This is a genomic window from Paenibacillus sp. sg306046 (genome assembly GCF_059821225.1).
Genome location: NZ_JCAMRT010000017.1, coordinates 1 through 13,808, shown reverse-complemented (window position 1 = coordinate 13,808; position 13,808 = coordinate 1). Strand labels below are relative to the sequence as shown.

Annotated in this window: 9 protein-coding genes; all 9 read left to right on the top strand. The window is 46.9% G+C overall.

Annotation, left to right across the window (positions count from 1 at the left end; genetic code table 11):
- The first annotated feature begins 151 nt into the window (after nucleotides 1-151).
- Complete coding sequence (locus AC6ROY_RS17400) at nucleotides 152-916, top strand: cohesin domain-containing protein (protein WP_500101847.1); 765 nt, start codon at nucleotides 152-154, stop codon at nucleotides 914-916.
- Between the two features lie 147 nt (nucleotides 917-1,063).
- Complete coding sequence (locus tag AC6ROY_RS17395; protein ID WP_500101846.1) at nucleotides 1,064-2,767, top strand: extracellular solute-binding protein; 1,704 nt, start codon at nucleotides 1,064-1,066, stop codon at nucleotides 2,765-2,767.
- 66 nt (nucleotides 2,768-2,833) lie between these two features.
- A complete protein-coding gene (locus tag AC6ROY_RS17390) occupies nucleotides 2,834-3,736 on the top strand; it encodes an ABC transporter permease (protein ID WP_500101845.1) in 903 nt (300 codons plus the stop codon).
- 21 nt (nucleotides 3,737-3,757) lie between these two features.
- A complete protein-coding gene (locus tag AC6ROY_RS17385) occupies nucleotides 3,758-4,684 on the top strand; it encodes a carbohydrate ABC transporter permease (RefSeq protein ID WP_500101844.1) in 927 nt (308 codons plus the stop codon).
- Between the two features lie 85 nt (nucleotides 4,685-4,769).
- Entirely contained in the window at nucleotides 4,770-6,521 is a 1,752-nt protein-coding gene (locus tag AC6ROY_RS17380) for a sensor histidine kinase (protein WP_500101843.1), read from the top strand.
- Nucleotides 6,508-8,139 carry a response regulator transcription factor gene (locus AC6ROY_RS17375; protein WP_500101842.1) on the top strand — a complete coding sequence of 544 codons (1,632 nt, stop codon included), beginning with the start codon at nucleotides 6,508-6,510 and terminating at the stop codon, nucleotides 8,137-8,139. Before AC6ROY_RS17380 ends, AC6ROY_RS17375 begins: the two co-directional genes overlap by 14 nt.
- Nucleotides 8,140-8,167: 28 nt before the next feature.
- The gene (locus AC6ROY_RS17370) at nucleotides 8,168-9,682 is read left to right on the top strand and encodes a glycoside hydrolase family 43 protein (protein WP_500101841.1); all 1,515 of its coding nucleotides are present in this window, start codon (nucleotides 8,168-8,170) and stop codon (nucleotides 9,680-9,682) included.
- Nucleotides 9,683-9,815: 133 nt separating this feature from the next.
- Entirely contained in the window at nucleotides 9,816-11,489 is a 1,674-nt protein-coding gene (locus AC6ROY_RS17365) for a response regulator (RefSeq protein WP_500101840.1), read from the top strand.
- Between the two features lie 350 nt (nucleotides 11,490-11,839).
- On the top strand, nucleotides 11,840-13,808 hold a 1,969-nt coding region (locus AC6ROY_RS17360), incomplete at its 3' end, for a glycoside hydrolase family 43 protein (protein ID WP_500101839.1).

Genomic DNA, 13,808 nt, shown 5'->3' with positions numbered 1-13,808 from the left:
AGCAACTGCGAAGCCGCAGCTTGACCTGGAGCCTCTGGCGGGTCCGGTGCTCCCGCGATGGGCGAAGCGGCTAAAGGGCCTGTTTCGCACCGGAAATCAGCCTACCAGACCCGCCCCCTCCATTGTTGCTGTAAATAAAGGAAATACAGCTGTGAGTCAACAGTTTGTGCTGCAGAACGAGACCGCAACGAACGTAGCTTCGTGGTTAACGGACAGCACTCGCAAGCTTATGGCCGGAGCCCCCATTAAGGTGACCAACGGTTCCTTTACGGCTGAACTGCCTGCCCAAGGCGTTACGACTTTTGTCGCTGACAGGAAGACGGGCAGCCTGGTCCCAACAGCTGCGCTTTCAGCAGACAACGCGGTGATGCCCGGGAGCAGCTTTACAGTGGGAGTTAGCTTGAACAACTTGGCGAAAAGCGTTTATGCCGAAGACCTTACCTTGACGTATGATGCCGCTAAATTTGACTACGTAAATGCGGCAGGGGCCGCCACTAACATCGGGATCGTCGGAGAGGAACAGGCAACACCGGGTAAAGTCAGGCTTATTGCCGCTAACATTGGAGGTATAACAGGTGCAAGCACGCTGGCTCGGAATGTGAATTTTAAAGTGAAAACCGGCGTTCAGGATACGATTGGCACGATCGAAGCCTCTAAGGCCGAACTTGCTGATTCCGAAGGAGCAGTGATCCAGGCGGCGCTTCGCAGCAAAAGCATTTCAATCGGCAGCTTGGCTTCTCCTGACCTTAATAAAGATGGATGCATAGATGTAGGTGACCTTGCCATTGTGGCTTATCATTACGGCAAAGATTCCAACAGTGCAGATTGGGCAGTCGCCAAGTTAGCTGATTTGGATGGAGATCATAAGGTCGATATTATGGATATCGCGTATATAGCATCCATAATACTTGACTAGAAATGATTACGCTTACAAAATGACAACGACAGGTAAGTAAAGTAAAGAGTTGCACATTGTTCGCTGCATTTATGGATTTTATAATGAATACATGACGAAGCAACCTTGCTGCGAGCGCATCTAAAACCAAGAATTGGGGGGATGTTCATGAACCAAAAGAAGTCTAAATTGAAAGCGTTAACGATTCCGTTCTTGGTAATTTCTACGTTTTTAGCTGCGTGTACGAATCAAAATGAACCGGAGGCTGGACAGAAAGAAGCGGTAAGCGCTGCTGAAGTTACAAACGCAGACCCTCTTGGCAAGTATGATCCGCCAATCGAAGTGTCGTTTGTGCGAAATCTGAGTGATGTTGTAGAAAACAATGTGCTTGGCGTGCTTAAAGGCGAAACGTTCGAGGATAACCGATGGAGCCGTTTATATAAGGACCAGTTGGGCATCACGATTAAAAACAATTGGATTGTTAAGGGGAGCGACACCTCGGAGCAATATTTACAGAAGTTAAATGTAACCTTGGCTTCCGGTGATCTGCCTGACGTTATTCCGGTCAACGCCACGCAATTGAAGCAATTAGCCGATTCCGAGCAGATTGAAGAGATGACCGCCTTGTATGAGAAATATGCGTCTCCGTTCACCAAACAAATTTTATCGCAAGAGGGGAGCAGTCCATTTGACGCGGCTACGATTGACGGCAAGCTGATGGCGATCCCCCAGGTCGATTCTTCGATCGAACGCGCTATGTTTCTTTGGATTCGTACGGATTGGCTTCAGAAATTAGGCTTGCAGCCTCCGAAGACCATGGCCGACGTGCAGGCAATATCGAAAGCCTTTGCGGAAAATGATCCGGATGGCAATGGAAAAAAAGATACATTTGGACTTGGTTTAACCAAGATCTTATGGGGTGGAGCCATGGGATTGGAGGGATTCATGGCCGGCTATAAAGCTTATCCGAATATGTGGCTGGCCGATGCCTCTGGTAATCTGATTTTTGGCGGCATTCAGCCGGAAGTCAAGAAAGCGCTCCAAGCCCTTCAGAGCATGTTCAAAAACGGTGAGCTGGATCAGGAGTTCGGTATTAAAGATGGCGGCAAAGTGTCCGAGCAAATCGCTGCCGGAAAAATCGGGATGGAATACGGCGAACAGTGGAACTCCATTTGGCCATTACAATTAAGCAAGAACAATGAACCCCATGCACAATGGCGCGCATTTCCGATTGTATCGGAATCCGGAGATACTCCGAAGGTTCCTCTGAAATTCAGCACGACTAAATTTTTTGCGGTTAAAAAGGGCGTCAAGCATCCTGAAGCGGTTATCAAATTGTTTAATCTTCACTTGGAGAAAAACTTCGGCGCAACGGCGGAGTTTGACAAGTACTACGCACCGCCGGATGCGGAAAGCGTGTGGCAGCTGTCCCCAGTCACGCCGGCTCCGGTAAAAAAGAACGTAGAGGCCTATAGAGCGATTGATGCAGCCCGTAAAGCCGGTAACTTCTCGACTTTGAAAGGAGAAGCCAAAACCATTCAAAGTAAAATAGACGCTTATAACTCAGCAACGAAGGAAGGATTCGCCTTATGGGGATGGGAGCGGATTTATGGACCGGAAGGCTCCGAGGGGATCGTTGATCAGTACGATAAAAACAATCAGTTTCTGATGGACAAGTTTGTTGGCGCACCTACGCCTACCATGGTTGAGCGTAAATCGACGCTGGAAAAGCTGATGAATGAGACATACGGCAGAATTATTATGGGTGGGTCTGTCGATGAATTCGATAAATTTGTGAAGGATTGGGCGAAATTAGGCGGAGATCAGATTACGAAAGAAGTAAATGACTGGTATGCGAAAACGAAAAAGTAGCAATGGGCAGAGGAGGGGTCGCCTTCCTTCCTCTGCTTATTTTGCTTCAAATGATGGAGGATGGATATGGGAACCAGGAAACTATGGAGAGAGCTTCCGCTGCATCTCATGATATTACCGGGACTGGTGCTGATTATTCTGTTCTCCTACGTCCCTATGGCAGGAATCATTATCGCATTTCAGAAGTTCATTCCTGCAAGAGGTCTTTTTGGCGATCAGCGGTGGATCGGTTTGGATAATTTCAAATACGTCATGAACCTGCCCAGCTTTAATCAGGTCTTGTGGAACACCCTTTTTATTTCGAGTCTAAAGCTTGTTCTAGGCTTAATCGTACCTATTGTTTTTGCCATTCTTCTCAATGAATTGAAAAATGAAGTGATTAAAAGAAGTGTACAAACGACAATTTATTTACCTTATTTTCTCTCATGGGTCGTTCTTGGCGGTATACTCATTGATATTTTATCGCCCTCAAGCGGTATTGTTAATCAATTGCTGGATGCGTTTGGCCTTGAGCGAATCTTTTTTCTCGGGGACAATCATTGGTTTCCCTTTACTCTGGTTTCATCCGATATTTGGAAAAACTTTGGCTATGGAACCATCATTTATTTAGCGGCAATAACCGGCATTGATCCCGGTTTGTACGAGTCGGCTACAATTGATGGCGCTAACCGTTGGCATAAGATTTGGTATATCACCATTCCCGGAATGCGCATGGTCATCGTGCTGCTGTCTGTTTTAAGTCTGGGACAGCTGTTAAATGCGGGATTCGATCAGGTGTTTAACTTGTATAGCCCGCAGGTGTATGAAAGCGGCGATATTTTGGATACGTTTGTATATCGGATCGGCTTGCTGGATGCCCAATACGGTGTTGCGACAGCAGTCGGACTATTCAAGTCGCTGGTTTCACTCATCTTGATCGCGGGTTCCTATTTTGTTGCTTATCGCTTTGCGAATTATCGAATTTTCTAGGAGGAGCGGGAGGGAAACCTTATGGCACAGCAATCAGCAAAATCAGCGTCTGACGCATACATGCGGGTATCGACGAGTCGCAAGCGACCTGAATGGTTTTCCGTTCTGAATACTACCTTCCTTATCTTGGTATCGTTACTATGTGTACTGCCGCTCGTTCATATCGTCGCCGTTTCATTTAGCTCAAGTACGGCTGCAGCGGCAGGTCATGTGAAATTGTGGCCGGTTGATTTTACATGGGCCTCCTATACGTATGCAGCTAGCCGGGAGGCGTTCTGGCAATCCATGCTGGTGTCTCTGAAGCGTATTGCGATCGGTACGCCGCTAAATTTAGTTTTAACGATCCTGGTTGCTTTTCCTTTATCCAAAGAAACAAGGACGTTTCGCCCGCGTGTTGTGTACGCGTGGATTTTCTTCTTAACGATGCTTTTCCATGGGGGGTTAATTCCTTGGTACTCTACGCTTAAAGCGTACAATCTCCTGGATACGATTTGGGCGCTTGTCCTGCCCGGCGCCGTTCCTGTTTTCAGTGTTGTATTATTGCTGAATTTTTTTCGCGAGGTGCCGAAAGAGCTTGAGGAGGCGGCTGTCATGGACGGCGCCGGCTACTGGACAGCGCTTTGGAAAATTTATGTTCCGATCTCCAAGCCCGCACTTGCGACGCTTGCTCTATTTTCCATGGTAGAGCATTGGAACAGTTGGTTTGACGGACTTCTTCTTATGGGGGACCCTAGTCATTACCCGCTGCAAAGCTATATTCAGACGATTGTCATTCAACACAATTTAACGAATTTGTCTCGCGACGAGGCGATGAATTTGGCGCTTATTTCCGACCGGACACTGAAAGCATCGCAAATATTTCTTGGCTCCCTTCCCATCATTTTGGCGTACCCATTTCTGCAAAAGTATTTTGTAAAAGGGATTGTACTTGGCAGCGTTAAGGGGTAACGGCAGCAGGATACAAGACGAAAATGCGTAAGGCGGCTTTCCATCATTCAAGCTATAATGGAAGAAAAAGTTGGAGGCTTGCGCCTTGATTAAACGCCAATCCCTGTCCTTGCAAAACACGATTTTCCTTCGGCTGCTCGGTACTTTTTTATTGATCATGCTCCCCATTATTTTATTCGGCATCTATCTGTATAACTGGATCGTTCAAACGGCAAGCGAAGACATGTCCAAAACAGCGATATCCCAGATCACCTTCTATCTGAACGATCTTGAGAACGAGGTTGAGCGGATGAAGCTGCTGCAGTACAGCGTTCTTGAGGATGAGGATCTCAACGAGATGACGTTGACCTGGAGTACAATGGATTTGTTCAAGCGCACTGAAAAAGTCAACACCGTATGGAAGCGGCTCTACGCTGTTGCAAACAGCAGTCCGTATATTAAAAATGTGAGCGCCCATATTTACCCGATCTCCAAAACCATATCGTCGGTTAATGGGCCACATGAATTTGATAGTAATCATTATTATGGCCTTCTCTCGACGATGGGCAGCCGCAGCAATCGGATTATGGAGTGGCAGGGCGGACTTTTTTTAAGCGCCTTGAAGCAAAGTGGGAACTATGGAAATCCGCCGCTGTTTATCATTGAAATCGAGCTTGACCAACTGAAGCTACAGGAGGCGTTAAACCATATCAACACTTATCCTGGTAGCGGAACGCTGATGAGCTTGGAGAAATCCGATGTTAGGTTGATGAGCAAATCGGTAGAGCAGCTGGGTCTGGAGGCTGTCGTTCAACACCTAAGGGAATCTTCAATTATTAACTCAGGAGCCTTTATCATCTCTGGTAGCCGCTATTATATTGCTGTTGCAAGCTCTGATGATTTGAACATGACGATTTACCGTTTTATTCCGGAGCAATTGTTCAAGAAGCCGCTGGACAAGTTTTACATGTGGGCCTGGTTGTTTATTTTTGCCGCCACCGTCATCATAGGCGTTTATGCATATTATACCTATAAATTTATTCATAAGCCGCTGCTAACACTTGTAAAAAGTTTTCGGAGAATGGAGAACGGAGACCTTGACGTTAATATCCAGCATGAATCAAAGGATGAATTTGGATACTTGTATGGCCGATTTAACCTAATGGTGGTGAAGCTTCGTTCCTTGATTGATCAGGTCTATAAACAGAAAATCATGACGCAACGGGCGGAATTGAAGCAGCTTCAATCGCAAATCAATCCCCATTTTCTATACAACAGTTTCTTTATATTGAAAACGATGGCGAGGACGGGTGACGTTGAACGTATTGGACATTTCACAACACAGCTCGGCGAATATTTCCAATTTGTAACTCGCAATGCATCTGATGAGGTTTTGCTCAGGCAAGAGATTCATCATGCCAGGATGTACACAGAAATTCAGGAGCTACGCTTTTCGCGGCGCATTGGGGTACAATTCGAATCCCTACCGCCAGAAATGGAACAGGTGTTAGTGCCACGTTTGGTCATCCAGCCGATTATTGAAAATGCATTTGAACACAGCTTGGAACACATGAAACAGGGCGGAACGATTGTGATCCGGTTCGAGCTTGGAGAGACGAAGGCTTGTGTCGTGGTGGAGGATAACGGAAAAAGCTTAACGAACGAAGGCTTGCAGCGGATTTCAGATTCGCTAAACAACGGTGATGATTATATGGAGACGACTGGATTGGTGAATATTCACCGCCGCATGAAGATGACATTCGGTGAAATATACGGTGTGCGAGTGAATCGAAGCGAGCTTGGAGGATTAAAAGTAAACATTTGTTTTCCCATCAAGGGGGCGGATGCCAGTGATTAGAATGCTGATCGTCGATGATGAGGAGATCATAACGGACGGGCTATTTGATGTATTTAGCCAATTGAACCTCGATCTTGATTTGTATAAAGCCTATTCCGGCGAAGAAGCGCTGGATTTGATGAACAAAACCAGAGTTGACATCGTGTTATCGGATATCCGTATGCCTGAAATGAATGGTTTGGAGCTCATGAGGAGCATTCGGAGCAGCTGGCTTCATTGCAGAATCATTTTTCTCACAGGGTATCATGACTTCGATTATATTTATGAAGCCATTCAAACACAGGGAGTGAGCTATCTCCTTAAAAGTGAAGGGTATGACAAGATTATTGAAGTCGTGTCCGAGGCCATTCAGGAGCTGGAGGAAAGTCTTAAATTCCATCAACTCATCCAGCAGTCAAGGGAAAAGCTTAGCACGCTTGAGACACTTGCCCAGGGAGACTATTTCCAGCATTTGCTGCGCGGGGCGCGAACGGTGGAGGAATTGGAGGTCGATTTGCGCAAATTGGGCATCTCGCTTGATTCCTCTCAGCCTGTTCTTGTGTCGGTAGGCGACCTGCAGCACACGGGCATGCACCATTCGTTTGCCGAAGGTCAGGAAAAAGTGCTTGCCGTGAAATTTCTCGCAGAGAAGTTTCTTGCGGAACGTACGAATAGCCTGGGGATCATTGACCGTTACGGCGGACTCGTGTGGCTGATTCAGCCGAAGCATGACAATGGAATAAAGTCGGGCGAAGACTACGTCCGCCTAGTCAAGTTTCTGGAAGGACAATTTGAGCTCATGCAGCAAGCATGTATGGAATCGTTGGGAGTCACGTATTCCATTACACTTTGCTCTGACCCGTGTGAATGGATTCAGCTTGGCGAGGTGTATGATCGGGTAAGAAGCCAACAGTATTGGCGCGCGGGCGACGGCGTACAGATGGTACAGACGGTTAACTTTGAGCTGGCCGAAACGGCTGCTCATTCACGAGCTTTGAGAGAAAAGGCACACTCCTTGGCCGCTTATTTGGAAGGAGGAAGCAGAGAAGGATTTTTCTATCTGTTTCATGAGCTGAAGGACACGGCTTTCGATGAACGCAGAAACAGGGTACCGTTTCGATTAGAACTGTATTACACGATCGCGCTGCTCCTTTTATCGTATATAAACCGCTGGGAGCTGCACGATAAGGTTGGAGCGGCAGGTCTTATGCAAAGAGATATGCATAGCTCTTGGCAAGAGAGCTTCATGTCTTTGCATACGATTGCAGAGTCTTTGTTTGATCTCCGTTTGAGTGTTGAACGCAACAGGGCCGCTGATGTGATTAACAAGGTTCGTTCGTATATTGATGAACATATTGGCGAAGACTTGTCTCTCATACGTTTAGCCAGTGTCATTCATTTCAACCCCTCCTATTTATCACGGCTATTCAAACAGGAAAGCGGAGTCAATTTATCGGAGTACATAGATGAAGTCAGAGTGGGAAAAGCAAAAGAACTGCTAAAGCAAGACGGGCTAAAGATTGCAGAAGTAGGTGCTCAGGTGGGATACGAGGCCCCGCATTCGTTCACTCGATTTTTTAAGAAGTCAACTGGCGTAACACCTTTGGAATACCGTGAAATGTTAAATTGCCGCGAGTAATTGAGCGAGCATAGGGGGAGAATTGCCCATGAATAAGACGATGTTCACGAATCCAGTCATCTGGGCGGACGTTCCAGACCCAAGCGTGATCCGGGTAGAACACGTTTTTTATATGGTCAGCACGAGCATGCATATGATGCCAGGCTGTCCGATCATGAAGTCGGAAAATCTGAAGGATTGGGAGCTTGTAAATTACGTCTTCGATACCTTCGAAGATAACGACGCCCATAATTTGCTGGATGGCAAAGGCATCTACGGAAAAGGCTCGTGGGCAGCAAGCTTGCGCTATCATAATGGGCTGTATTACGTAAGCTTTTCAAGCAATGATAGGAACACCTTTTTTGTGTATCGGACAACAGACATTGAACACGGGCCATGGGAACGATTCAGCATCCCGGGTCTTCACCATGATCCGAGCTTGCTGTTCGACGACGGCCGCGTGTTTGTGTTTCATGGAAATGGCGATATCCGTATTACGGAGCTGACTGCCGATGCAACGGCGCATAAGCCTGACGGTATTAACCAGTTGTTGCTGGAGACAGAACGCAGCGGAATTGGACTTCGGTGTGAGGGCTGCCATGCGTACAAATTGAACGGATATTATTATTTGTTTTTCATTGAATGGCCGAATACGGGCAATCGCCGCCGCAGACAGTTGGTTTATCGTTCGCGTGAGCTGTTAGGACCCTACGATCGCAAGCTGCTGCTCGACGATGACATGGGGTATCGGAATCATGGCGTCGCTCAAGGGGGGATCGTCAGCACGCTTGCGGGCGAATGGTATGCCGTATTATTTCAGGACCACGATGCTGTGGGCCGGGTTCCTTGTGTGCTTCCCGTTTCCTGGGAGCACGATTGGCCTGTCATCGGCGCGAAGGGTCAAGCGACGGTATTCGTTGAAGCGGCACTCCCGGCTTCAACGCCAAAAGCTCTCGTAGTCAGCGATGAGTTTGAGTACGAAGACAATAGGTTAGTTCTGAATTGGCAGTGGAATCATAACCCGAATCACTTTCTGTGGTCCGTGACGGAGCGGCGAGGCTGGTTGCGTTTGAAGACCGGACAGCTGGCCGACAGCGTTGAATATGCCCGTAATACGTTGACCCAGCGTACGGAGGGGCCTAGATGCACGGGTTCGACGATGGTCGATTCGGAGGGAATGAAGCCGGGAGACCGGGCCGGTCTTGTCGTATTGGCCTCTGATTTCGGCGCCGTAGGTATTCAGGTTGCTGAGGATGGCAAGCTTCTAGTCGCTATGAGCGTTAAAGGAGAGAATGCTCGGGAGGAAACGGTAGCGTGCGCAGCGTATGCAAGCAGCCGGATTTATTTGAAAATTGATTGTAATTTTGAAGCGAGCGCCGACATGGCTCATTTCTATTATTCAACGGACGGGGAAGCTTGGATGCCGATCGGCCAGCCGCTTCAGATGAACTATACGCTCCATCATTTCATGGGATATCGGTTCGGACTATTCAACTATGCAACAAAGGAAGGTGGCGGATATGCCGACTTTGCCTATTTCCGTTATACGAAGCAAATCCGATAAAAGTGCAAAAGATCGGAAGTTTGTTCATTATAATTTGGGATATAGGCTGTTAAAATAGGGTTATGTAAAATTGAAAACGTTTTCTAAATGCGATAGTCACCCTTCTCATTCCAATGGAAAAAGGTGAGCTGAAATGAAAAAGGTCATGCTCGTAGACGATGAATTTCTGATCAGGGAAGCGATACGGGAGTGCATCCAGTGGGAGCAAGAGGGCTTTATTTATTGCGGAGATGCCCCCGATGGGGAAATGGCGCTGACTTTGATCGAGCAATTACGACCTGACATAGTCATTACGGATATTATGATGCCCTTGATGAACGGACTGGATTTAAGCGCAATCGTTCGAGAACGGAAGCCGGAAGTGAAAATTATTATTTTGACGGGACACGAGGATTTCGGCTATGCAAGAGCGGCTTTACGGATGGGGGTCCACGATTACTGTTTGAAGCCGATCCGGGCCTCTGATCTCATCCAGCTGCTGCGTAATGCAAGCGAATTGATAGATAAGGAGCGTGAAGCAAAGGCCAGCATTAACAAATTGAGGCAGAGTGAGCTTGAGAAACTGGAAATTACGCGCGAGAAGCTGCTTAATGATCTGTGCAGCGGTTTTGTCACAACGGTTGAAGCGATTCAACTCGGTGCGTCTTTGTCGCTTGATTTCCAAGCGCGGTATTATGTTGTGGTGATCTCAGATGTTCGTACTCTGGAGGACAAGCCAATAGCGGATATTTGTGTAGGGAGTCAAGTCGAACATAATTTGCTTCGGAAATTTCAACAAGCTCTTGATCGTAAGCAATTGTTAACATTCAAGCGAAGCCGCACCGAGCTCTGCTGGCTGATCAAGGGAGAGACGCTGGAACAAATCCAGCATGAATTGGAAATCTTCAAGGAAATCCTGCATCTAAATACCGAACAACTTCCCGCTGCATCGGTTTCGATCGCTATGGGGATCGGCAGCGTACAGGAACGTCTTATGAATATTCACCTCTCCTTCCTGGAAGCTGTTGAGGATATGCACTGGAGGCGGTTGTCCAGCCAAAACCGGGCTACGCTTTGGGAATCAATCTCAGGAACGATGGAACAGTACGTTTTCCTGGACCGTGCCTGGTTTATGAATTTCCAGAAGATGGGATCCCCTTCCCAATTATCTTCGTTCATTGAGGAATACGCCTCCGCATTGAATCGAATTGACTGGACTGCATCCCCCATCGGCCATTACATTCTTAATGATTTGACATTGGAGGTTTTTCGTTCGGCTAAGGAAATGTATCGGCATTGGGATGCGCCTGAAGATACGCTCCAGCAGCTGCAGCAAATGCTTAAAACGGTCCGTTCTACAGAGGAGGCTATTCAATATTTGACCTGCCTCACCAATCAATTCTGGTCATGGCGTTCTCAAACGAAGGACAAATACGGCGAGATGCTCCGGAGTGTTAAGGAGTATATTCATGCTAATTACAACAAAGACACGTTTTCTCTTCAGGATGCAGCGGAGCATGTCAAGGTGAGCTCCAGTCATCTAAGCAAAGTGTTCAGTCAGGAAACAGGCCGCACTTTTATTGAGTACTTGACGCATTATCGCATAAGCAAAGCGATGGAGCTGTTTAAGACGACATCGTTCAAGTCCTTTGAAATTGCGTTTCTCGTCGGCTATAACGATTCTCATTATTTCTCGACTCTTTTTAAACGCATAACCGGGATGACCACCAAGGATTTTAAGAAAAGTGGACATTTAGACAGCGCTCTCTTGGTCATGGAGCGGAGCGAGGCCGGTGAGCAGATGATGAAACGTAAGCGTAAAACGTAGCTCACCTGTTCAATCGGAAGACGCTGCCGCGTTTGATACAAGCATCGTTCAGATTTGCCCTCATCTTTAGGTGGGGGCTGTTTGACGTTCACTTTGCTTTGAGCCTGGATTCAGTTAAAAATATGAACTTTTATAAAAAGAAATTACATCGTGCTTTAAAAGTCGCACAGTTATAATGAGGGCAATATGATCCAAGGGGGGGATCGGCGGTATGTTTCCGGTTAACTGATCATCTGCCAAATGTAAAGCGCTATCAATTTCTGCCGACAACATGATGGAGCACAGTCATTCGTCAAAGTGGTCAAAAATCAGCTTTTAAACTGAGCGAGAATGGGAGGACATTCAAAACCATGTACAAAAAAATGTTTGCATGCTTATTAATTTTTACATTGGTAATGAGTTGGTTGCCGGGCAACAACACGACACACGCAGCAGAAAGCACTGCAAAAAATCCGATTATTTGGGCCGATGTACCGGATGTTGATGTGATCAGGGTCAACGATACTTATTATATGACCAGCACTACGATGCACATGAACCCGGGAGTTCCAATTATGAAATCGAAGGATCTCGTCAATTGGGAAATTGTCAATTATGTATACGATATTTTGGCTGCCACTGACAAGCAAACGCTTTCCAATGGCCAAAATTTGTACGGGCAAGGCTCATGGGCAAGCAGCATCAGATACAATAACGGCAAGTTTTATGTAGTGTTTGCTTCCAATGATATCGGCAAAACCTATATTTTTCAGACCATGGATATAGAAAAAGGGCCGTGGGAGAAATATGAGCTTGCCGGTGGCGTTTATCATGACATGTCCTTGCTGTTTGATGATGACGGACGTGTATACATGGTTTATGGAAATGGAGCTATTAAACTAATTGAGCTTACTGCAGATGCCACGGCGATCAAAGCAGGTGGAATGAATAAAACAATCATTCAAAATGCAAGCGCTCCCGGAGGCTCGGGCGGTCTTGGAGCTGAAGGCTCGCACATTCATAAAATTAACGGCAAATACTACATCTTCAACATTTCATGGCCTACAGGGAATATTCGCACGGAGCTAGTCCACAGAGCGGATACGATCGACGGCACATACGAAGGGAAAATTGCGCTGAGATCCGGCAGTAATTCGAGCAGTGCCGGCGTAGCGCAAGGGGGTGTTGTTCAGTCTCCTGACGGGAAGTGGTATGGCATGTTGTTCCAGGATTACGGGTCGGTGGGTCGTATCCCCTACATTGTACCAATGACATGGAGTCCGGCTGGATGGCCTGTATTCGGGGATGTCAATGACACCGGGATTCCAGCAGAACTTTCGAAATCGTGGGTTTCTTCAGATGATTTCGACCAGCGAACAGACAAGGCTGCAGCCTATCATACAGAGGTCGAAAGCGGGGAAAATGACGACAATGGTTCCAATCTCTCACTAGTATGGCAATGGAATCATAATCCTGATCATAGATTTTGGTCTTTAACTGACCGCCCCGGATATCTGAGGCTTAAAAACGGCAGAACGAGCACAGACATTCTGAATGCACGAAACTCGCTGACACAGAGAACCTTCGGGCCGGAAAGCTCAGGCACGGTTGCTTTAGATGTTAGCCAGATGAAAGACGGGGATTATGCCGGACTTGCGGCATTCCAAAAAAATTATGGATTTGTTGGCGTTAAAATGTCCGGCAATACGAAGTCTGTCATCATGATGAATGGCAGTTCGGGAGCGCCGGTGGAATTGGCGAGTATCCCTCTTCATCAAAATACGGTTTACTTGAGGACTGAACTGGATTTTAAAAATAGGACGGATAAAGCCTATTTCTATTTCAGTCTTGACGGTCAGCGTTGGGCTTCTATAGGAAATACACTCCAAATGTCGTATACACTTCCGCATTTTATGGGTTACCGTTTTGCGTTATTTAATTTTGCTACCAAAACAACAGGCGGTTACGTTGACTTTGATTATTTTAAATTAGATGACAAGTTGTCAGGATCAAATTTCGATACGAATTTAAAATCGCTTCAGGTGAATGGCGTGCAGCTGACCGGATTCAATCCAAGTGTGTACACCTATTCCGTAGACCTTCCTGCAGGCTCAGCACCGCCGCAAGTCTCAGCTGTCTCAAATGACGCTGACGCAAATGTTACGGTTACACAAGCAACAGCCCTACCAGGAAAGGCTACAGTGACTGTAACCAGGGATGGTTTGCAAACCGTGGTCTATACCATTAACTTTAACACGCCAACCATCGTGGCCATCGAAGCAGAAACAGCTGCGGAAAACTCAGCCACTGCTTACGTACAGGGTGTTGCCAACGGCCATA